Source organism: Vibrio amylolyticus, assembly GCF_023145695.1.
In the GTDB taxonomy this organism is placed as follows: domain Bacteria; phylum Pseudomonadota; class Gammaproteobacteria; order Enterobacterales; family Vibrionaceae; genus Vibrio; species Vibrio amylolyticus.
Window position 1 is genome coordinate 268392 of the sequence record NZ_JAJHVV010000003.1, and the last position, 22893, is coordinate 291284.

Below are 22893 nucleotides of genomic sequence, written 5' to 3' on the forward strand. Positions count from 1 at the left end.
AGTAGGCTCCGTTGATAGCGCATTGCATTGGTTGGTGATCATAGCTTTAAAGATTAGGTTAAAATTACCAACTGTAGGTTATTTTCATCATAACACAGTTAGAGAATTGATTGGCGTTTCGTTAAGTAATTGATTATTAGTATTTAAAAGTTGGCACGCATCTTGGTTATCTATTTACACAGTAAAAGAGTCATTGCGTGAAAAGTCGCGCACTTCAATCGTTTAATAGGAGATTTATCATGGGTGTTTTTTCTCGTTTCGCAGATATCGTCAATTCAAACATTAGCTCGTTACTCGACAAGGCTGAAGATCCTGAAAAAATGATTCGCCTCATTATTCAGGAGATGGAAGACACCTTAGTAGAAGTGAGAACTAATTCTGCTAGAGCATTGGCTGATAAGAAAGATTTAGTACGTAAAATTGAGTCGATGGAAGATCAGATACTCGATTGGCAGCAAAAAGCGACACTTGCTATAACTAAGCAGCGTGAAGATCTTGCAAGAGCAGCGTTAATTGAAAAACAAAAGCTACAAGATATGATGAAAGGCCTTCAAACAGAGCGAGTACTTGTGGAAGACACAATTGAAAAGCTTGGTGGAGAGGTCGGTAAGCTCGAGAGCAAGATCCTCGAAACCCGAGGAAAGCAACAAGCCCTTGCTATTCGAAATCAAACCGCAACAAGTCGACGTGACGTGCAAAAACATCTGCATACAAGTCGAACTCACGAAGCGATGGCGAAATTTGAACAGTATTCGCGTAAGGTAGATGAGCTTGAGGCAGAGGCGGATGTTTATGCGAAAAGTGGTAATGCGAAATCTCTGGATCAAGAGTTTGCAGAGCTTCAAGCACAAGATGAAATAGAGCAAGAGCTAGATAAACTGAAGCAACAACTAAAAGATAAGGAATAGGAGAAAACTATGTCATCGTTTTTGATTGCAGGACCATTAATGGTCTTCTTAATCTTTGTTGCACCACTATGGTTGTTTTTACATTATCGAGGCAAGCGTAATTCTGGTAACGGGTTATCTAGGGAAGACAATCAACGGGTACAAAACTTATCTGAGCAAGCGGAAAAGCTTCAGTCACGAGTTGTGACATTAGAGAGAATACTCGATGCAGAGTCGCCAAACTGGAGATCGTCGTATGACTAATCGAGAGTTATTCAGAGATACACAGAATAGTAAACTGACTGGTGTTTGTGCTGGGCTTGCGAACTATTTCAGTGTTGAAGTGTGGTTGGTTCGAATTTTGGTGATTTCGGCGGCGTTACTCGGCGGTAGCTTTTTGGTTATCTTAGCTTATGTCGCGATGACTCTAATGCTCGAGAAACAGCCGTTCAACTACAGTGAAGATTTGAAAGCTAAGCAAGAACACAAACTAAAAAGTAAGCCTTGGCAGCAAGGTCAGTCAGCCAGTGAACTGCTTAAAACACTGGAGAAGGATTTTGATTCAATGGGCGGGAAATTGGAAAAAATGGAAGCTTACGTGACATCTGAAGCGTTTAAAGTTAACCGTGAATTTAAAAACCTCTAATGAACTTAGTTATTTGGCTCAAGAATGAGAGCGGCATCAAATGTCGCTCTCTATTCATTTAAATTCAAATAATTAACTTAATATTAACTGGATTGAAGGCTAGCATTAATCTATCTTTGTAACTAAATGATACAAATGGATTGAGCGCATGAAAAAGTTTGCACATCTAGTTGTCTTTAGTGCAATTTTAACCGGTTGTGGTAAAGATCTTCCTCCCGTACCGGAACCCGAGTCTCGCCCTGCAAAGCTATTCACCGTATCGGTAGGGAATAATCAGTTTGAACGTAGTTTTCCTGCGACAAGTGAGGCTGGCGATAAAGCCGTTTTAACCTTTAGAGTGCCAGGTCAATTGCAAACTATTGACGTTAATGCCGGTCAAATGGTGAATAAAGGCGATCAATTAGCCTCCCTAAACCCCGATGAATATGCCCTACTGGCCAAACAAGCAAAAGCTAAATTTCTACTGGCTGATGTTCAATACGAACGTTATAAAAAGCTTCATAAAGATAAAGTGGTTTCAGAGCAAGAGTTTGACCAAGCGAAAGCGAATCATAACTCCGCCATTGCGGTCCTGTCCCAAGCGAATGCGAACCTAAATTACACCAAATTACTCGCTCCGTATGATGGAACCATATCGTTACTTCCTGCGCAAAATTTTGAATTTGTTGGCGATAAAGTTGGCGTCATGAATATTCAAACGAATCAGTTATTAAAAGTCGTCTTTCAACTTCCCGATCATCTGCTTAATCGCTTTGCTCAAAATCGTAACCCGACGGTAACGATGACATTTGATGCTTTCCCTGAAGCGAGCTACCCACTGCTTTTCCAAGAGATTGATACAGAAGCTGATCCAAAAACAGGTTCATATAAAGTCACCATGGTGATGGAGCGACCAGAAGATACCGGTATTTTACCTGGAATGGCGGGCAGTGTTCATGCAACGGTAGATGCAGGGAATGCAACCAAAATTCCTTCATCAGCGTTGTTTGAAGAAAATGGAAACTCAAATGTTTGGCGAGTTGGCTCTAAAGGAGCGATTGAAAAAGTGGTGATTAAACTCAACGAACAGCAGCAAGTGTTATCAGGTTTGAATGATGGAGACCAGATAGTTATATCAGGGGTTGGTGGCATCGAAGCTGGCATCAAAGTTCGTGAGTGGGTTAAGGAAAGGGGGCTTTAATATGAAACAGTCTTTAAGTGTTGGTCTCTTAGCGTTAGCCGTTTTGTTGACCGCTTGTGGTAAGGCTCCTGTGGAGTCAGTCCAAACCACCGCTCGAGTAAAGGTTGCCGATTTATCCGTTAGACAAGTTAGAGATAGTTTATATTTTCCAGCCATCGCAAATGCAGCGGAACGCTCTCATTTGAGTTTCCGAGTTAGTGGAGAGATAAGTCACTTATTGGTTAAAGAAGGTGATCAAGTCAAAAAAGGTCAAGTTATTGCTCAAATTGACCCAACAGACTATCAGCTAGAGGTCGATAACGCGTCTGCGCGCTATTCGGTTATTAATAGCCAGTTCCGCCGTTCAAAGCCTCTTGTTAAAAAAGGTTTACTAGCAAAGTCCCAGTTTGACGAAATAGCAGCGCAACGCATGATTGCATTATCAGAGCTGGAACTCGCTAAGCTAAGGCTCTCATTTACGAAACTCGAAGCCCCTGTTGATGGAATTATCTCACGAGTCAGTATTGATCAGTTTGAAAATATTCAAGTTGGGCAACAGATCGTTAATATTCATAGTGTCGATAGCGTCGAAGTTTTGATTCAACTTCCAGATCGCTTGTACGTTAGTCAGCCGACAAGGAATATGGCTGATGCTATTCAAACTATTGTTCGTGTGCCAAGTGGTAATACTTACCCTGCACAGGTGAAAGAGTTTACGACAGAGCCGGATCCAGCCACAGGGACATATACAGTGACGCTTTCACTACCGATGCCTGATGATGAGTTTATTCTTGATGGTATGGCCGTTGAGGTAACCGCAAGAGGAACAACCATTGGACGAGGATTAGCTGGTGGCGCAACGGTGCCAATTGAAGCGGTATTTAATGCGGATGGCGACAGTTTAGATCAAGCCAATAAATATGTTTGGGTACTTAACCAAGATAATACGGTTAGAAAGCAAAAAGTGGTGTTAGGAAAAGCGTTATCTGATTCTTTTAAGGTATTGGATGGCGTTGATAGTAGTAATGTCGTTGTTGTAGCTGGGCTTTCTAATTTGAAAGAAGGAATGAAAGTGGAAGTGATTTCAGAGGTAGCCGTTAATGAATGATTCTAATAACACTCTTCCACAAGCCAATGATGCTGAAGAGAAAGGCATTGCCGTCTATTTTATAAAGAACCGAGTGATCAGCTGGATGATTGCTTTGATTTTTTTGATAGGGGGGGTGTCAGCGTTCTTTGGTTTGGGGCGATTAGAAGACCCTGCGTTTACAATCAAAGATGCGATGGTTGTGACTCAATATCCAGGAGCAACCCCACAGCAAGTGGAAGAGGAAGTGACTTATCCCCTTGAGAAAGTGATTCAACAGCTGACTTATGTTGATGAAGTTAACTCAATATCGAGTCGAGGCCTCTCGCAGATCACGGTGACGATGAAAAACAACTATGGTCCAGATGATCTCCCTCAGATATGGGATGAACTAAGACGGAAAGTGAACGACACAGCTGGTTCTTTGTCTCCGGGTGTTGGTACTCCTAAAGTCATCGATGACTTTGGCGATGTCTATGGAATTTTACTTGCGATTACTGGTGACGGTTACGAATATAAGCAGCTATTGGATTATGTCGATTACTTAAGGCGTGAACTCGAACTAATCGATGGTGTTAGTAAAATTTCAGTATCAGGGCAGCAACAAGAACAAGTTTTTATTGAAATATCAATGAAAAGGTTGAGCAGCCTTGGCCTCGCGCCGACAACCGTATTTAATTTGCTTGCCACACAGAACCTAGTCTCTGACGCTGGAGCCGTGAGAATTGGCGATGAATATATTCGAATACATCCCACAGGCGAGTTTGAAAATGTTGATCAGCTTGGGGATCTGATCATTAATGAAAGCGGCGCTTCTGGGCTTATTTATTTACGGGATGTCGCTGAAATAACACGTGGTTATCAGGAAGTTCCAAGTAACATTATTAGTTTTAACGGTGATTTAGCGCTAAATGTTGGCGTTTCATTTGCTAGTGGTGTGAACGTTGTTGAAGTGGGTGAGCGTTTTGATAGACGTTTAGCTGAGTTGAAGTTTCAGCAGCCAATTGGTATTGAGATATCTGAAGTTTATAGCCAACCTAAAGAAGTCGATAAGTCAGTAAGCGGCTTCGTCGTGAGTTTAGGACAAGCCGTTGCCATCGTTATTATCGTTCTACTATTCTTCATGGGCTTACGTTCTGGATTACTGATCGGCCTCATCTTGTTGTTGACGGTATTTGGTACCTTCATCTTCATGCAGTACTTCAAAATCGACCTACAACGAATCTCACTGGGGGCACTGGTTATCGCACTAGGGATGCTGGTGGATAATGCCATTGTCGTCGTTGAAGGGATACTAATAGGAACACAAAAAGGGCGAACTCGGACACAAGCCGCAACAGATATCGTTACTCAAACGAAATGGCCCTTACTAGGCGCCACTGTTATTGCTGTTACCGCGTTTGCACCAATTGGGTTATCAGAAGATGCCACTGGTGAATATTGTGGAACACTGTTTACGGTGCTTCTCATTTCTTTGATGCTCAGTTGGTTTACGGCTATATCTCTTACTCCTTTCTTTGCTGATATGTTCTTTAAAGGACAAAAGCAGCCAGAAGGCGGTGATGATAGTGACCCGTATAAAGGGGCTGTGTTCGTCATCTACAAAAACTTCTTACAGTTTTGTATGAACCGAGCGTGGTTAACGGTTATCGTTTTAGTGGTTGGCCTAGGGGTAAGCTTGTATGGATTTACCTTAGTAAAACAGTCATTTTTCCCATCGTCGATTACACCAATGTTCCAAGCTGATATTTGGCTACCAGAAGGGACCGATATTAGGGCGACGAATACGAAGCTCAAGGCGTTAGAAACGTGGATTTCAGAGCAAAACCACGTGGAGCACGTCACTACTACGGCTGGTAAAGGCTTGCAGCGTTTCATGCTGACGTATGCGCCCGAGAAGAGTTACGCTGGCTATGGAGAGATTACAACCCGAGTAGACGACTATGCCGCCTTACATGATTTAATGGCGAAGTTTAGAGTTCACGTGGAAGAGAACTTTCCAGAAGTGAACTATAAGCTTAAGCAGATTGAATTAGGCCCAGGCGGGGGCGCTAAGATTGAAGCTCGAGTAATTGGTTCAGACCCGACGATTTTAAGAGGTATTGCCTCTCAAATTGTTGATGTAATGAAGGACGATCCTAATGCGACGAATATTCGTCACGATTGGCGTGAAAGAACAAAGGTGTTAGAGCCTCAGTTTAACGAGAGCCAAGCAAGACGTTACGGTATCACTAAATCTGATGTTGATGATTTCCTATCGATGTCTTTCTCTGGTAAGTCAGTGGGTGTCTATCGTGATGGTACAACGTTGATGCCTATCATTGCACGATTGCCAGAAGGAGAACGGGTCGATATTCGTAATATTGAAGGGATGAAGATGTGGAGTCCTGTACTTAGCGAATATATTCCATTGCAGCAGGTTACTCTTGGTTATGAACTTCAATGGGAAGACCCTATTATCGTCCGTAAAAATCGCAAGCGTGTTTTAACGGTATTTGCTGATCCAGACTTACTTGGTGAGGAAACGGCATCGACGTTACAAAAACGCTTAATGCCACAAATTGACGCGATTGAGATGCCACCGGGTTACTCTTTAGAATGGGGCGGAGAGTATGAGTCTTCTCGAGATGCACAAGAGTCACTCTTTACTACAATGCCATTGGGTTACCTATTTATGTTCTTAATCACAGTGTTCCTATTTAACTCTGTGAAGGAACCTCTCATTGTCTGGTTAACGGTGCCTCTTGCTATTATGGGGGTTACTACGGGTCTCCTTGCCTTAAATACACCGTTTGGTTTTATGGCTCTATTGGGTTTCTTAAGTCTCTCTGGAATGCTGTTGAAAAACGGGATTGTTCTTCTCGATCAAATTGAGATTGAAATGAAATCGGGTAAAGAGCCTTATGTGGCGGTAGTCGATGCTGCGCTAAGTCGTGTTCGACCTGTGTGTATGGCAGCAATTACAACCATATTGGGTATGATTCCGCTATTGCCGGATATTTTCTTTAAGCCAATGGCGGTTACCATCATGTTTGGTTTGGGGTTTGCAACGGTGTTAACTCTTATCGTGGTTCCTGTTTTATACAGACTGTTCCACGGTCTGAAAATACCACAGCAGTAACAGGCCTATTTCAATCACAAGTGATTACAGGTTTTAACTCTGTGGAAACGCCTCTGATAATTCAGGGGCGTTTTCTAGGTGAAGCACACCTTTCATGTTACGGCTCACTTTTAAGGAGAAAGAATATGACGGAAACAACATGTGCATGGGCGATGAAACACCCATTGGAGCGTTCCTACCACGATAGTGAGTGGGGCGTGCCTGTTTATGATGATCAAACCCTATTTGAGTTTTTAACGTTAGAAGGGGCTCAAGCAGGATTGAGCTGGATTACAATATTAAAGAAACGAGAAGGTTATCGCTTGGCTTTTCTGAATTATGATTTGGAGAAACTGGCTAAGTTAGATGAAACGGATGTACCTAACATAATCGAAAACTTTGACATTGTTAGGCATAAAGGAAAAATTGCGTCGGTATACGGTAATGCTCGGGCTGCAATAGAGCTACAGAAAGAGTTTGGAAGTCTATCTATCGCCTTGTGGCAGTTTGTGGGTGATCGTCCAGTCATTAATAGCTGGTCTTCGATGGATCAAGTCCCTGCTTCGACAAAAATATCGAAAGAGATGAGCAAATTTTTAAAAAAGAAAGGCTTTAAATTTGTTGGGGAAACTATTTGCTATGCATTTATGCAAGCCACTGGCATGGTTAATGATCATCTTATTGATTGCCCAAAATACTTTACGAATCAATAAAAGTTGGGCGAGTCTACATTGACGTTCTACTATTAATCTAGAACGTCAAAGATTAGGGAGTAATATGTCTATTACGGTTATTGAAAAGAAATTAATACAAGATAGCTTTGCTAAAGTTGCGCCAATTGCAGATAAAGCAGCGGAGATATTTTATGCAAAGCTGTTTGAGTATGACCCTTCGTTAAAAGTGTTATTTAAAGGCGACATGAGCACTCAAGGACGTAAGTTAATGAGCACGTTAGGTGTTGCGGTAAAAGGGTTAGATAACCTTGAGTCGTTAGTCCCAGTGCTGCAAAACCTTGCTGTACAGCATGTAAGTTACGGGGTTAAAGCGGATGATTATACACCGGTGGGTAACGCTCTGATTTATACATTAAAGACAGGTTTGGGCGATAGCTTTGATGATCGAACCCGTAATGCTTGGGTGAAAATATATCACACGATTGCAACGGTAATGAGAAGTGCAGCCTATCCAGATTATGATTCAAATACCTACAAAAACACCAAATCCTACAATCGGAAATAAAACATACGGCTTAGTGAGTTTAGAATTAAAAAATGCCAATGAGGATTGGCATTTTTTAATCTATTAATCGTTATTATTTAGAGGTGGTTTTGACAGCCTCATTATATCTTTCAAGGCCAGAGTCTAGGTCTGCGATAAGATCGTCAACATCTTCTAACCCGATATGAACACGAATAAGCGTACCTGAGAAGTTAGGGTTAGCGACGGTTCTAAGGCTATTAAAGCTCCTTGGTTCATTGGCTAAAATTAAGCTTTCAAATCCACCCCACGAATAACCCATGCTGAAATGGTTCATTCCATCAAGCAGCTCTGTTGTTGCTTTAGGGTGAGACTCTTTTAAAACGAAAGAAAACAAGCCATTGCCACCAGTGAAGTCCCTAGCGAAAAACTCATGTCCAGGACAGCTTTCTAGGGCAGGGTGACGGACATGGTCCACTTCTGGGCGCGTTTCTAGCCACTTAGCGACTTTTAAACTATTTTCCGCGTGTTGGCTAAGCCTAACATCGAGAGTACGAATACCACGTAAACCTAAATACGCATCATCAGGAGAGACACACTGCCCCATAAGGTAACTTTGCTCTCTTAATTGAGGCCAGTACTTTTCTGTTGCAACAGCAGTTCCTAGCATGACATCAGAGTGGCCAACAATGTACTTAGTTGCGGCTTGAATAGAAATGTCGACACCAAAATCAAACGGAGAGAAGTTCACACCAGCCGCCCATGTATTATCGAGCATAACGATAATCTCGTTCTCGTGTGCAATTCGAGACAAGGTAGGGATATCTTGTACTTCCATTGTGACTGAGCCAGGTGACTCGGTGAACAAAATTTTAGTATTTGGCTTGATAAGATCTCGGAGACCTTCCCCAATCATTGGATCATAATAGGTGGTCTCAACGCCCATTTTCTTCATGATCGAGTCACAAAAGTCTCGTGTAGGTTCGTAACAGGTATCGACCATTAAGATATGATCACCCGTTTCAATAAATGACAATATTGCGTTCGAAATGGCGGCAGTACCACATGGATATAGTGCACAGCCTGCTCCGCCTTCGAGTTCGACCATCGCGTCTTGGAATGCAAAGTGTGTGTTGGTCCCACGGCGACCATAAAAAAGAGTTTTATCAGCGCGTTTTAGCATAGCGGCATTCTTTTCGGCCACAGTATCAAAAACGATAGTTGATGCTCTTTGAACGGGTGGGTTAACCACACCATTGGTCCACTTTTTATCACGTCCGGCCGTGATCAGCCGAGTCTTTTTGCCTTCCGACATAGAATTTCCTTGTCTACTAACTTGAGATATACCTATTTAAAGCATGGAGTTGTGGTTAGTTTCAACCCCTTGAAGGCATTTATATGTAAAGAAGTTTTTTTGTCATAAAAGTGGGTTGAATAAAAAGAAGGCCCTTTCTAAAAAACGGTGACGAATCGGGCGTGATTTCCATTGTTCTTTATTCACTGGGTAAGACTGATCGATGTATTGTTGTTGTAGCCAGAGCATTTCTTGTGTGAAGGCTTGGTCTTCTACTGCCAAGGTAACTTCGAAGTTAAGCCACAAACTACGCATATCCATATTAACGGTTCCAACAAGGCAGAAGTGGTCATCGATAACGACCGATTTCGTATGAAGTAGTCCACCATGAAACTCGTGAATTTTTACACCTGCGGAAAGAAGGTCACCATAAAAAGCTCTTGATGCCCATTTTACCATTAAGGAGTCATTCTTATGAGGGATAATAATATCCACTGCGACGCCACGTTGAGCCGTTAACTTAATCGTTTCTAGTAAGTCATTACTTGGTACAAAGTAGGGTGTGGTTATTTTTACAGAGTGGTTTGCTTGGTGCATAGCGAGTGCGAGAACTTGTAAAATCAAGTTTTCTGGCATACCTGGACCTGACGGAACAACTTGAATTGGGTGCTGTTGTTCGGAAGGATCGATCTGGCACTCTGGGAGTTTAGGCAAGTGGCGCTGACCCGTTTCAACTTCCCAATCCCAACTATGAATGGCGGACAAAACATTTACGGTAGGTCCAGTAATTCGAACCATGATATCTATCCATTGGCCTACATCTGAGTTCTGTTTGAAATAAGCAGGGTCGACAAGGTTCATCGAACCGGTATAAGCAATAGCATCATCAATAACAATAATTTTTCTATGTTGACGAAGATCGAGTCGACGTAAGAAAATACGCCAAGGACTCACTTCTAATGCTTGAACGACTTCGATACCAGAGTTCTTCATCATTTGGTACCACGAACTCCTGAAAAATCGTGGGCTACCTGCTGAATCGAGCAGTAGTTTAACTTTTACTCCTCGTTTGGAAGCTTGAATCAGAGCGCTCGCTACTGAATCTGCAAGACCGCCAGGGTGCCAAATATAAAATACCATGCTGATACTGTGCTCGGCTTTTTCGATATCTTGAATAATGGAGCGTAGGATTTCGTCAGTAGAGTTTTGTAATGAAAGAGAATTACCACTAAGGGCCGGAATACTCATTCGATTATTACAAAGGTCATCAATTTTAGATATGTGACCACCCAAGGCATCGGGTATGTGGGCTTGACAATGATTCAGCTGCCTAAACCATTGCTGAAATGGGCCAAACATCTCTCTTGCTCTTTCTGCTCGTTTTCGACCTAGATTGAGCTCGCCAAAAAGGAAATAACAACCGACACCAACAACAGGGACGATGTAGATGATCATTAGCCATGCTAAAGAAACACTAACGGCTCTTCTTTTAAGTACTATTCGTAGCGTGACCCCGGCAACTAGAAACCAATAAAGCCCGATACTTACTAGAGTAAGGAAGTGGTAGAACTTATCCATATAGGCAGACAAAAGTAAAAAGGTGGAATTAGGATAGTAATGGGAATCGAGCGATTTAGGAACGGATTATTCGATATATATGAAATTAGTAACAGTAGATAATTGCTAGATAGTCATATTTTCTAGCTGTGAATGTAACGATTTGTACATAAATGAAACAAATGAACTGGAAATATTGAGGTTTGACCGAAATATATACTATGCGGGGTTTCAATTTTAATCGTAAACTGGTTTACTTACCATACATGAGCGTCACTAAAACACTATAAGGTGTAAGGTAAACTTTACAGTTTGTATTTACACTCAACCCTTTAGACGCCCAGTGCACGATGCAAATAAGTACACAGATGCAGCTCAGATAAACACAACATAAATTTTGGAGATACACCGTGGCGACTAGCAGTACAACCACACAACCCCGTGATACCTGGGGTTCGAAACTTGGATTCGTAATGGCCGCAGCTGGCTCAGCTGTAGGTTTAGGTAACATTTGGAAATTCCCGTATACAGCAGGTGAAAGTGGCGGCGGTGCGTTCGTTCTTATTTATCTACTGTTTGTTATTTTTATTGGTTTTAGTGTAATGCTGACTGAATTCGCTGTTGGTCGTAAGACAGGCGTTTCTGCAGTAGGTGCGTTTAAGAAAACCGACCGCCGTTGGTCGTTCGTCGGCGTTATTGGGGTATTCAGTGGTCTATTGATCATGGGTTTCTATCCAGTTGTAGGTGGTTGGGCAATTGCTTATATCTACAAACTGGCAACGGGACTATTGAGTGCACCAGAAGCTATCGGTGATAGCTTTGGTAGCTTTATCTCTAACCCAATTGAACCACTTATGTGGATGGGTCTTTACCTACTATTGAATATCGCCATTGTTGCTCGCGGTATCTCTGGTGGTATCGAGAAAGCGGGTAAAGTTCTAATGCCTATGCTGTTCATTATCCTTATCATCGTATCTATCAAAGGTATGATGCTTCCGGGTGCAAGCGCAGGTCTAGAGTTCCTATTTAAACCTGACTTCTCTCAAGTGGATAGTGGTGTAGTTCTAGCGGCGCTAGGTCAAGCGTTCTTCTCACTAAGTTTAGGTATGGGTTGTATGATCACATACGGTAGCTACCTGAAGAAAAAAGAGAACCTAGTTCAAACGACTGCAATGGTAACAGCAATGGATACCAGTGTTGCCATCCTTGCTGGTCTAGCAATGTTCCCTGCAATGTTCGCATTCGGCATGGCACCTGCTGCTGGTCCGGGTCTAGTCTTCGTTGTTGTTCCTCAGCTATTCGCTGAAATGGGCGCTATTGGCCTAATGTTCGCTCTGATGTTCTTCGTTGGCCTAAGTGTTGCGGCTCTAACGTCTTCAGTATCTCTACTGGAAGTTGTTGTATCGTACCTGATTGATGAGAAAGGCTTGAAGCGTTCGACAGCTGTAGCTCTTGCTGCAACAGTAATGGGCGTACTATGTGTGTTCTCTTCTATCTCTCTAGGTGGTCTAGGTCCACAACTGTTCGGTACGGGTGCATTTGATGTATTCGACCTACTAACTGATAAGATCTTCCTAGCGGTTGGCGGTATGCTTGTGTGTATCTTCGCTGGTTGGAGACTAAATCGTGAAGAGCTTGAGAAAGAGATCACTAACGATGGCGACATCAAGTTCCCACTGTTCGGTCTTTGGTACAACCTAGTTAAATACGTGATTCCTTTTGCTGTAGCAATCGTTGCGATTGCAGGCGTTTACTCTGGATTTGAATCTGGAAAAGGTGAAATCATGTTGGTTGGTCTTGGTGTGATAGCTGTTTCAGGTATTATCTCTAAGAAGCTATAAATAGATCAATAACTTAGTATATACCGACTAACGATAATTATTGTAAAGGCGAGAAACTTATGAGTTTCTCGCCTTTTTTATTCTCTCACTTTCTTAAATATCTCCCATACTTACCAAGCTAAGAGCCAATAACACAGCATCAGGATGCAACGGCTGTTTCTCTTGCCGTATTTAATTGTGTCGATTTGCCTAATAGGTAAGGGGAGTTATATGTCGGTAAGAAACAAGTTATACAGTGGATTTGCCAGTATTTTAGCCGTTGTTATGATCGCGATGGGGGTCATTTGGTGGGAAGTTGAAGAGTCACACGATGTCGCGACAGAAATACGTGTAGACGATGTCCCAGGCGTTGAGCTTTATTTAATATTGATAGATGAAGTCGGTGATGTGTACCGAGATTCACTTAAGATAGTGGCTAATACCCCCGGTGCTAGACGTGATTATGAATCTAATAAAACCGAATTTAGAGACGCATATACGAAAATTGTCGCATTAGAGAAAAGCAGTGCAGTAGATAATGAACGTTTAAAAAAAATAGAGGCATTGTTTAACCTTTACACCAGTGAGTTTGAGCGAAACGTACTACCCCAAGTTAATCCTTCGCAAGACTCTGACGCACTGTTTCGAGAGCTTGATCAACTCTATGATAAGCACCTTGTCATGGTAGAAAACTTGTTGGATGAAGCGTCATTGTCTGAAAGTGCAGAAGCTGAAAAAGCTTTACTTACACTTAATGATTCATTCACTGCAATCAATAGCACCATTTTTATTCTCACCATTATTGCCATCTTATCTTCATCTGCTGTTGCCTACTTTTTGTCACATTCGATTACGACTCGTTTAACGCGCCTAGATGAAGTCGCGGTTAGAGTGGCGAATGGAGACTTAACTGCCGCGGAAATTGAAGACGCATCGAGCGATGAGCTTGGTAACTTGGCGAAATCAGTCAATAAAATGCAAGCCTCTTTAGTGAGTTTGCTGGGTTCAATCTCTACTGTTAGTACGGAAGTCAAAATGGTCACTTCTGATCTCTTCCAGATAAGTAACGATATTGTCTCAGGCGCGTCATCTCAAGCCGATAAGGCATCATTAATCGCCACGGCTGCTGAAGAGTTAAGTTTGACTATTTCGGAAGTCGCTCAGCAAGGGAACTCAACCTTTGAGGAAGCACAAAGGTCTGAAAAATCCGCTGAGGAAGGACGAAGTGTGATCGTTGAGATGGTGGAGAGTATCCAACAAGTCTCAAACCAAATGAGTGACATGTCGACCCAGATGAATACACTTGGATCGCATGGTGAGCAAATAGGAAGCGTTATCAAGGTTATCGAAGACATCGCAGAGCAAACCAATTTGTTAGCCTTAAATGCAGCGATAGAAGCGGCCCGTGCTGGTGAATTTGGCCGAGGGTTTGCAGTAGTTGCGGATGAAGTGAGAGCACTTGCTGAAAGAACCACAAACGCGACTCAAGAGGTTTCTGGCATCATTCAGTCGATTCAATCGGGTACGAAAGAGGCAGTAACCTTTACCGAAGAGAATTGTCAGCTTGTTGAAATAGGGGTAAAACAAAGCTCCGGTGCGGTGACAGCGCTGGAAGAAATTGTATCAGGAGCGGCAAATGTGCAGAGCATGGTCAATTCGATAGCAACGGCGGCAGAAGAACAAACTGCGGTAACGAAAGAAATTGCCGCTGATATTACCGCTATCAGTGATATTTCAGAGCAATCATTAGCGCTGGCAAATCGAAGCTCGGAAAGTACCAGTGGTCTGAATACCCGTGTTACAGAGCTTGAGCAACTGATCAGTAAATTCAAGCTGTCATAAATCAGATTCTCCTACCTATTCGAATCGATAGTTATTTGGTGATGTTGAATAGGTAGGAGAGTGGAATATCTACTAAGAAACGGTATACTCCTTCGCTCTATAACGGAGCGCACTCATGTTCGATATTCTTCATACATCCCCTGACTTTTTAGTGATCAATAAACACCCCAATGTATCGGTACATAAAGATGATGGAGATACCATGCTGCTTCAAGAAGTAGCGAAAGTGAGTGGTGATAGCCAGCTCTACCTAGTGCATCGTTTAGATAAAATGACGTCGGGTATTCTACTGTTGGCGCGTAACCATGAAGCTGCAAGTCGTCTATCTCAGGCATTTGCGAATCGCGATGTAGAGAAATACTATTTATCCATAGGAACTAAGAAGCCTAAGAAAAAACAAGGCCTCATTAGCGGTGATATGGAGCGTTCTCGCCGTTCTAGTTGGAAGCTGATTAAGTCGCAAAACAACCCTGCCATCACTCAGTTTATTTCTTTGTCAGCGACACCTGGCGAGAGGTTGTTTTTATGCAAGCCTCATACTGGAAAAACGCATCAAATAAGAGTCGCATTGAACTCGATAGGCTCGAGTATCGTAGGTGATCCGATATATAGCCCAAGCAGCGACGCCGATCGTGGGTATCTTCATGCATTTGCAATTGGATTCTCATTTAATCACGAGAAACATCAGTTTATTTGTGACCCTCGTGATTACCCAGCGTTAGGCTGCAAATGGCAAGAGCAGCAGGTCAGTGAAGGCATTGACGTTTGGCTAGAACCTCACACTTTAGCTTGGCCTAAACTTAACAAATCATAGAGAAGAATAAGAAATGGTAGCATCTCAATTACCCCTGTTTTTTGAACATATCGAATCAGAACTAGACCAGGTTCCCAATGAGCTTCGACGTCTGTTTCATGGTCGAGGACATCACTGGCCAGGGCTTGAACAGCTAACGTGTGATTGGCTGCAAGGACAAATGATCGTCAATCTATTTAAAGAGGTCGATGAAACGTTTCTTTCAGAGCTAAAAGATGGCCTTATCAAATTAACAAACCTTAGCTGCTGGCTAGAAAAGCAGGGTAGTTGTATCGTTATTCAACACCGCTATGCAGAAGGTGCTCCGTCTGAAGTGTTAATTGGTGAGCTAAATACGCGCCCAGTTGTTGAAGAAAATGGTTTGAAATACCAACTCGATATTGGCCGCAACCAGAACTTTGGTTTATTCCTTGATATGCGGTTAGGTCGTGATTGGGTTAAAGAGCGAGCTGAAGGAAAGAACGTACTAAATCTATTTGCCTACACTTGCGGTTTTTCTGTCGCTGCGGTTGAAGGTGGCGCTGATAAAGTGGTTAACGTTGACATGGCTAAGTCTTCACTGAGCAAAGGAAGAGAGAACCACAAGTTAAATGAGCATGATTCCCGTAAAGTGAACTACCTAGGACACGACATCTTTAAGTCATGGGGCAAGATTAAAAAGATGGGGCAATACGACCTCATCATTATTGATCCGCCATCATTCCAAAAAGGCAGCTTTGCATTAACCAAAGACTACAAAAAGATTCTTCGTCGATTGCCAGACCTACTGACTGAAGGTGGCGAAGTGTTGGCTTGCGTCAACTCTCCGGTTGTTCATAGTGAGTTTTTAATCGATAGCATGAAAGAAGAAGCGCCTTCTTTGAGCTTCCAGTACCGCTTGGATAATCCACCAGAGTTTATTGATACCGATCCTGAAGCGAGCTTGAAAGCGTTAGTCTTTAAGTAATCCTATTTCATTATGAATTAACCAAAAGTAGAGCTTTAAGGCTCTACTTTTTTATGTGTGGCTTTCAAGGTTTGAAACCCCGAATAGATACGGGTGGCGGTGGTAAACCAGCAGGCAGCAGCAAATAAATAAGCAATAATTGCAAAGTGCATAGGGAATAAACAGAACAGTATGAAGCACCCTATCGTTTCAGTTCCTTCGGTTAACCCGCTCATATAATACAAAGACTTATGCTTATAAACGGGGTTCTCAATACCTTGTTTCCCTGCCATTACAGCAAAGGCTAAAAAGCTTGTTCCCGTTCCGACAAACGTAAAAATTAGAAACGCGCCAGCAATGGCATTTTGATCTGGATTGGCTAACACAAAGCCAAAGGGGATCAGCGAGTAGAAAATAAAATCTAGGCTAATGTCTAGAAAGCCACCCGCATCGGAGATGCCTTGGATTCTAGCAAGTGCGCCATCCAAACCGTCACAACTACGATTGAGTAAGATGAAAAATAGTGCCCATGTGTATTGTTCAAGCACAAGAGCTGGTAAAGCTAAACAACCCATCACAAAACCAAACAGGGTAATTTGATTGGCTGTAAGACCCAGAGCGTCTAATCCTGTTGCAACTTTGGCGAGAGGCCAACGAATGACCTTTATACTAATTCGATCAAGCATGATTACCACTCCAAGGCCAGTTTAATACTCTACCATTTATAGGCATATCTTCTTTGTCGTGAGTGACCATTAAGGCTGGTATGTTGGCCGCTTTAAGCTCTGCGGCTACCCAGTCACGAAACTGGCTTCGTAGCTCTTTATCTAATTTACTAAAAGGTTCGTCGAGCAGTGCCAGCTTTGGCTTTGCAAGTAGCATGCGAGTTAGACTGATACGGGCGCGCTGACCGCCAGATATTTGTTGCGGGAAAGAGTCAGCAATCTTAGATAGAGAGATTGCTTTAAGTGCCTCCATCGCTTTTAGCTTTCTTTGTTTTCCTTTTACTTCATTCGGCAGTGCGAAAGCTAAGTTCTCCCATATATTGAGATGTGGGAATAACAGGTCATCTTGAAACAAAATACCGACTTGACGTTTATGGGCCTCTAGCTTAGAAATATCGACGTCATTTAGAGACAACTCTCCACTGTATTCAAAATCATCAGCAAGGTGGCCCGCAATCAGATCGAGTAGTGTCGATTTACCGCATCCACTTGGCCCCATAAGAGTAACTATCTCGCCATTGTCTATTGAAATAGTCAAAGACGGAAACAGTGAGTCACCGTTACGGTTGTGAATGGAAAGGTTTTTGAGGCAAAGACTCATTAGTAATTAGACCCTTAATAGAAAGTTGTCGAGAGCGAAGGTTCAGTCGGCCTATAGCGATAGCAAAGGAAAAAATTAACAGCGGTAAGATAGCTTGCCAAAGTGCATAGATAGCGGTGACACGTCTGTCAAAACCACTCGACAGAGCAACGGCTTCAGTTGTGATGGTGGATATTCGCCCCCCACCCAGCATGAGTGTCGGTAAGTACTGAGCAAGGCTGACACTAGCACCAATCGCCCAAGCAAACGCGATGCTTAAAGACAGTATTGGCATTTTGATTTTCCACCAAACGAGCAATGGACTTTTGCCTAGACTGAGCGCTGACTTAGTTAAATTCATATCGTAGCTTCGCCAAGGGCCATCAAGTGCTAAATAGACAAATGGAAAAGCAAAGAACACGTGAGCCCATAACGTCCATAAGTAGTAGCTACTTTGGTTGATATAGAGCGTCGCAACTTGAATGCCAAACAGAATAGACAATTGAGGCAGTAACATGGGAAGCGCTATTAAATAATCCGGAAGTGCCCAACGATGTTTAAGTCGATACTCGTGAGCTACGATAGCCAAGATAAGGGCAATCGATGCGCTGGCGATAGCAAGAGAAAGGCTATGTTGTATATTGCTAAATAGTGCTGACCACTCATATTGCCAGTACCTTATGGTGAATTGGCTTGGAATTAAATCAGGGAAGCGCCAACGTTGAGCGAAACTCCAGACCATCATTAATGGAAAAATTATAATAGAAACAAAAATTACAGAGGCTAAAGTAGCGCGTCCTGCAATGGCTCTACCGTAGCGTCCCGATACTTGCCACGATCGCATCCCTTGAATGAGCAGCCATTCTATTAGTCGAGCCGTAACCATTAATAGGGATGCTAATAAAAATAGCACCATGGCACCAGCCGCCGCTCTAGGTAACAACGTTAATTCAGGCTCGCTGAACCATTGCCAAACGAGTACCGCGAAAGTAGGTGGGTTTGTCGGTCCAATGATTAAGGCAATATCAACAACAGATAGGCTATAAGCGATAACGGCAAGAATAGGAAAACGCATTTTATTCAACCATTGTGGAAAGACGACTTTCCACCACATTTGAGTACGGTTATAGCCTAGAGACGACGCGACCTTTTCGATTTTCTGAATGTTCAGTTGTTTTAGAATTGCCATACTCATTAGTAGGAGAAAAGGGATCTCTTTGAGCACCAGCATAACGACAAGCCCAAGGGCATAGGGGTCATTAATGAGTATAGGCAGGTCATTAACGGATTGGTGGTTAGCGTTATAACCAAAAGCGCTAAATAAGGTTCGGGATAGTAGGCCTGTCGGCGCGAACAAAAAAGCAAAACCGATTGCGAATGCGACGTGAGGAAGGGCTAGAAGCGGTGAAAGCGCAAGCTCGACCTTATTCCAATGCCTCGATCCCCAACAAGAGAGTAAAATGCCAAAGGTCAGCAACAAAGCGACATAGCTGCTAAACATGGAAGAAAAAAGAGACAGCCCAATGGATTGCCAAACGCCGTGCCATTCAAATACTAAGTTAAATCCATCCCACGATAGCGTATGCATGTTGATAGCGGGAAGGTAACCAAGAGATGAAGAGAGAAGCCCCACTATTCCGGGAATAGTGGGGGCAAAACAGATGAGGATGATAAAAGGATACAGCGCTCTTAACATTGTTATTTAGTGACCATAATGGCTAGTTTCCGTATCGCTCAAGCCATGACGCCTCAAGAGCTGTTTGCCAACTCGGGTGTGGCTCAGAAACAGACTTAAATTGTTGTGTCTTTTTAGCACTCCCTGTTAAGTATTGGCTACTCAGCACAGAAGGATCGCCCCATACGGACAAATCACCCTTGCGAGACTGAGCCTCTGGGCTTAGCAAAAAGTTGATAGCGACTTGAGCCCCAGCGTTCGCTTTCGCATTCCACGGAATTGCCAAGAAATGAATGTTTGATAAAGCGCCGCTATCCATGGCATAGGCTTTGGTTGTCGGCGCAAGTTTTCCACTTGCTTGAGACGAAAATACCGCGTTTGGATTAAAGCTTATTGCGAGGTCGAGTTGACCGTCATCGAGAAGTTGAATGGTTTCAGTTGTGCCTGATGGGAATTGCTTTCCCCCTCGCCATGCGACTTTATGTAGATCATCGAGATAAGACCAAAGAGGACCTGTGACAGCGTCATAGTCGGCTTCAGTAGTTGGTTTTGAGAGCGCAGGGTCATTATCTGTTAACTCAATTAACAGCGATTTGAGAAAGCTAGTTCCGTGAAACTCAGGGGGACGAGGGTAGCTGATTTTATTTGGATAGGCTTGTGCGTAGCTGAGCATTTCCGCAAACGAGCGAGGTGGGTTGCGTAGAGCTTCGTCATCATGAATGAAGACTAATTGCCCAACGCCCCAAGGTGCTTCTAAGCCGAGTGTTGGCTCTGAGAAATCGACATCAACGGGTAGAGATTTATCAACATATTGCCAATTGGGTAGTGATTGTGTGAAAGGGCCAAATAACAGCTGATTCTCTTTCATAGACTTAAAGTTTTCGCCATTAATCCAAACAATATCGACACTGCCACCGGAATTCTTTCCTGCCGCTTTCTCTGCAATCAGCTTGGTAGTTGTTTCTGCTATGTCAGTGACCTTTACATGTTTCAGAGTAACGCCGTACTGCTTTGAAAGCTCGGACCCTGCCCATTGAATGTATCGGTTGATCTCTTGGCTACCGCCCCATGCGTGAAAATAGACAGTTTGTCCTTTGGCTTCGGTTTCAACCTGAGACCAGTCCATCGCATTCGTTGAAAATGTTGTAGTAAGTGCTGCCGCCGCAAGCCCGATTGTACAAAATCTCTTTTTCATAACCCTTTCCATGTTATTTGATAGTTGTCGCGTATTCCCTTGAACAGAAATACTAATCTATCTCATTAATTTATCAATGTTATTTACTAGAAGGTGGTCTCTCTCGTGAGTCTAAGAAGAATAAGTGACCAATACGTGTAAATAATGAGTGGAAGTAAAGACCTGACTAGAGCAACAAAAATTACAAAGAAGGTGAAAATAGTCCTTCGGTTTTATCGTCCTAATCATAAGTATATGCCTGAAATGGTGGTGTTAATTTTTTACTGCTCGAACAAAAATCTAAATACCTTCTAATATTGTGTTAGTGGAAAGAGCAATCTTTGCGATAAGCAATGTGGGTAAGTTTAGAGATTAGTGGTTAAAAATATTGGATCCCAGAGTGACAAATAAAGCTATTCAATAAAACTATCAATAACTTAACCAATCAAGCCAGGGGAAGGGTGCCAAGTATGTTCCAAAACATGAAGATCGGAGGTCGGTTAGGGTTAGGGTTTGGGCTGGTTCTGATGTTGCTGATCATAACCGCATATTTGTCTTTTAATGCACTTCAAACCGCATCTTCGGGTTTTTCTGATTACCGTTCTCTAGCAAGAAATACAAATAATGCAGGTAGAGTTCAAGCAAACTTACTCAGTGTTAGATTGGCCGCGCTCAAATATATAGACAGTTCAAATTTAGAGTTTTTAGATGTTCAGCAGGGGCGTTTTGAACAGCTAAAAACACTCATGCTAGAAGCAAGGCAAGAAGCTTCGTCTAAAGATCAGAAAGAGACGTTTGAAAGCGTAGAGCAACACCTACTGTCTTATGACGAAGCGTTTAATTTAATAAAGAAAAAAATTGAGCGTCGACACATATTAGTTCACGACACCTTAGATGTATTAGGCCCTCAAATAGAAAAACAGATCACGTCGCTGCTATTAGGGAGTAAACACGATGGGAATATGGAGGAAGCTTTTGAGGTAGCACAGTCAATGAGGCATTTATTATTGGCAAGGCTTTATGTCACTAAGTTTCTAAGCAGTAATTCTCAACAAGATGTCGATAGAGTAGAGAGTGAGTTTAGTAGCTATCAACGAATGTTTAATCACCTGACTCAAACAACGAGTAACCCTGAGCATCAAGCGATGATTAGTCAGGTTAAAAGGTTGAACATTCGTTATATTTCAGCATTCCAAGAACTTGTTGAGGTTATTTACGAGCGTAATCGATTAAAGTCCGAATGGCTAGATCAGGCAGGAGCAGAATCTGCCAGTTTGATCGAAAATTTAAAACTAGAGATCAAAGATCAACAAGATTTACTCGGGCCTCAGTTACAAAAGTCGAATGATCAATCGAAAGCGTTTGTCATTGCAATCAGTATTATCGCAAGCATACTCGGCATAATATTAGCCATTGTCATTACGCGAATTATCACCACCCCAGTACGGGAAGCCGTCGTCGTTGCTAATCGGTTAGCTAAAGGCGATCTTACGTCAAAGATAAGGGTTGAGAGTAATGATGAAACGGGCCAATTACTTCGAGCGATGAAGCACATGGTAGAACAGTTGTCTGCCATTATTGGGGATGTTAGAGAGGCGGCTAATAGTTTATCTAACGCCTCTGAAAAGGTGAGTTCAATGGCACAAGTGATGAGGTCTTCCTCTTCCGATCAAGCAGATAGTGTTGAATTTACAAGGAACTCAATAGAGGAAATGACCAGCTCAATAAGTTTAAACACCGACAATGCAAAAGCAACGGGAAGTATGGCGTCAAAGGCATCGAATGAAGCAAGAGAAGGCGGTATAGCTGTGCAGCATACGGTTATTGCTATGAAGCAAATTGCCGAAAAAATTGGCGTCATTGATGACATTGCTTATCAAACCAATTTACTGGCGTTAAATGCGGCTATCGAAGCAGCCAGGGCAGGAGAGCATGGTAAAGGGTTTGCTGTTGTTTCCGCGGAGGTTCGTAAACTAGCAGAGCGTAGTCAAGTATCTGCGCAAGAGATCAGCGAGGTTGCATCTAATAGCGTAGAGCTTGCAGAATCAGCGGGTGGTCTGTTAAATAAGATTGTTCCTTCAATCGCTAAGACTTCAGACTTGGTTCAAGAGATAAGTGCGGCGTCTGAAGAGCAGCAAACCAACGTCAACCAGATAAATACGACGATGATGCAACTAACACAAATTACCCAGCAAAATGCTTCTAGCTCGGCTCAATTAACGGAAACGTCTGAGATGCTCAGCAATCAAGCTCAAAAATTGCAGTCCGTGATGGACTTCTTCATCGTCAATGAACAAGCTCAGCGGAAGCTCTGAATCTAAAGCTTCGAAACTAAAAGGGATTGGGGGTTTTCTTACGGAAATTAAAAAAGAGCGGATAACCGCTCTTTTTTATTTCAAAACCTCTCACGC

At 42.7% G+C, this 22893-nt stretch carries 19 protein-coding genes; 13 read left to right on the forward strand and 6 right to left on the reverse strand.

Going from position 1 to position 22893, the window contains the following annotated elements:
- The first annotated feature begins 239 nt into the window (after positions 1–239).
- From pspA to KP803_RS06340, 8 genes are all read left to right on the forward strand, one after another.
- On the forward strand, positions 240–908 hold the full coding sequence (pspA, locus tag KP803_RS06305; protein ID WP_248007998.1) for a phage shock protein PspA: 669 nt from the start codon (positions 240–242) through the stop codon (positions 906–908).
- A 9-nt stretch (positions 909–917) separates the two neighbouring features.
- Entirely contained in the window at positions 918–1151 is a 234-nt protein-coding gene (gene pspB / locus KP803_RS06310; protein ID WP_248007999.1) for an envelope stress response membrane protein PspB, read from the forward strand.
- Positions 1144–1533: an envelope stress response membrane protein PspC gene (gene pspC, locus KP803_RS06315; protein ID WP_248008108.1), complete on the forward strand. Its 390-nt coding sequence runs from the start codon at positions 1144–1146 to the stop codon at positions 1531–1533. Before pspB ends, pspC begins: the two co-directional genes overlap by 8 nt.
- 148 nt (positions 1534–1681) lie before the next feature.
- Positions 1682–2713 (forward strand): efflux RND transporter periplasmic adaptor subunit, encoded by a 1032-nt coding sequence (locus tag KP803_RS06320; protein WP_248008000.1) that lies wholly within the window; start codon positions 1682–1684, stop codon positions 2711–2713.
- A 1-nt stretch (position 2714) separates the two neighbouring features.
- Positions 2715–3800 carry an efflux RND transporter periplasmic adaptor subunit gene (locus tag KP803_RS06325; protein WP_248008001.1) on the forward strand — a complete coding sequence of 362 codons (1086 nt, stop codon included), beginning with the start codon at positions 2715–2717 and terminating at the stop codon, positions 3798–3800.
- On the forward strand, positions 3793–6900 hold the full coding sequence (locus KP803_RS06330) for an efflux RND transporter permease subunit (RefSeq protein WP_248008002.1): 3108 nt from the start codon (positions 3793–3795) through the stop codon (positions 6898–6900). Before KP803_RS06325 ends, KP803_RS06330 begins: the two co-directional genes overlap by 8 nt.
- Before the next feature lie 125 nt (positions 6901–7025).
- Positions 7026–7592 (forward strand): DNA-3-methyladenine glycosylase I, encoded by a 567-nt coding sequence (locus tag KP803_RS06335; protein WP_248008003.1) that lies wholly within the window; start codon positions 7026–7028, stop codon positions 7590–7592.
- Between the two features lie 64 nt (positions 7593–7656).
- Positions 7657–8118 carry a globin family protein gene (locus tag KP803_RS06340; protein ID WP_248008004.1) on the forward strand — a complete coding sequence of 154 codons (462 nt, stop codon included), beginning with the start codon at positions 7657–7659 and terminating at the stop codon, positions 8116–8118.
- Positions 8119–8191: 73 nt separating this feature from the next.
- Here KP803_RS06340 and KP803_RS06345 read toward each other — a convergent pair whose 3' ends face one another.
- Together KP803_RS06345 and cls are read right to left on the reverse strand one after the other, a co-directional pair.
- Positions 8192–9391 (reverse strand): cystathionine beta-lyase, encoded by a 1200-nt coding sequence (locus KP803_RS06345; protein ID WP_248008005.1) that lies wholly within the window; start codon positions 9389–9391, stop codon positions 8192–8194.
- A 102-nt stretch (positions 9392–9493) separates the two neighbouring features.
- On the reverse strand, positions 9494–10948 hold the full coding sequence (gene cls / locus KP803_RS06350; RefSeq protein WP_248008006.1) for a cardiolipin synthase: 1455 nt from the start codon (positions 10946–10948) through the stop codon (positions 9494–9496).
- 389 nt (positions 10949–11337) lie between these two features.
- On the opposite strand from cls, the gene KP803_RS06355 reads away from it, so the two are divergent.
- From KP803_RS06355 to KP803_RS06370, 4 genes are all read left to right on the forward strand, one after another.
- Entirely contained in the window at positions 11338–12768 is a 1431-nt protein-coding gene (locus tag KP803_RS06355; RefSeq protein ID WP_248008007.1) for a sodium-dependent transporter, read from the forward strand.
- Positions 12769–12978: 210 nt separating this feature from the next.
- Positions 12979–14589, forward strand: coding sequence for a methyl-accepting chemotaxis protein (locus tag KP803_RS06360; protein ID WP_248008008.1), 1611 nt, complete (start codon positions 12979–12981; stop codon positions 14587–14589).
- Between the two features lie 115 nt (positions 14590–14704).
- Positions 14705–15403 (forward strand): TIGR01621 family pseudouridine synthase, encoded by a 699-nt coding sequence (locus KP803_RS06365; RefSeq protein WP_248008009.1) that lies wholly within the window; start codon positions 14705–14707, stop codon positions 15401–15403.
- 13 nt (positions 15404–15416) lie between these two features.
- A complete protein-coding gene (locus KP803_RS06370; RefSeq protein ID WP_248008010.1) occupies positions 15417–16349 on the forward strand; it encodes a class I SAM-dependent methyltransferase in 933 nt (310 codons plus the stop codon).
- 35 nt (positions 16350–16384) lie between these two features.
- Here the strand turns inward: KP803_RS06370 and KP803_RS06375 are convergent, their stop codons facing one another.
- The 4 genes from KP803_RS06375 to KP803_RS06390 are packed head-to-tail and all read right to left on the reverse strand — an operon-like array spanning position 16385 to position 20515.
- On the reverse strand, positions 16385–17014 hold the full coding sequence (locus KP803_RS06375) for a CDP-alcohol phosphatidyltransferase family protein (protein ID WP_248008011.1): 630 nt from the start codon (positions 17012–17014) through the stop codon (positions 16385–16387).
- The gene (locus tag KP803_RS06380) at positions 17007–17654 is read right to left on the reverse strand and encodes an ATP-binding cassette domain-containing protein (protein WP_248008012.1); all 648 of its coding nucleotides are present in this window, start codon (positions 17652–17654) and stop codon (positions 17007–17009) included. Before KP803_RS06380 ends, KP803_RS06375 begins: the two co-directional genes overlap by 8 nt.
- Complete coding sequence (locus tag KP803_RS06385) at positions 17614–19329, reverse strand: ABC transporter permease (protein ID WP_248008013.1); 1716 nt, start codon at positions 19327–19329, stop codon at positions 17614–17616. The genes KP803_RS06380 and KP803_RS06385 overlap by 41 nt, the downstream gene beginning before the upstream one ends.
- A 22-nt stretch (positions 19330–19351) precedes the next feature.
- On the reverse strand, positions 19352–20515 hold the full coding sequence (locus KP803_RS06390; RefSeq protein WP_427916923.1) for an ABC transporter substrate-binding protein: 1164 nt from the start codon (positions 20513–20515) through the stop codon (positions 19352–19354).
- A 437-nt stretch (positions 20516–20952) separates the two neighbouring features.
- Between KP803_RS06390 and KP803_RS06395 the strand changes: the two genes are divergently transcribed.
- Complete coding sequence (locus KP803_RS06395; protein ID WP_248008015.1) at positions 20953–22797, forward strand: methyl-accepting chemotaxis protein; 1845 nt, start codon at positions 20953–20955, stop codon at positions 22795–22797.
- Positions 22798–22893: the final 96 nt, after the last annotated feature.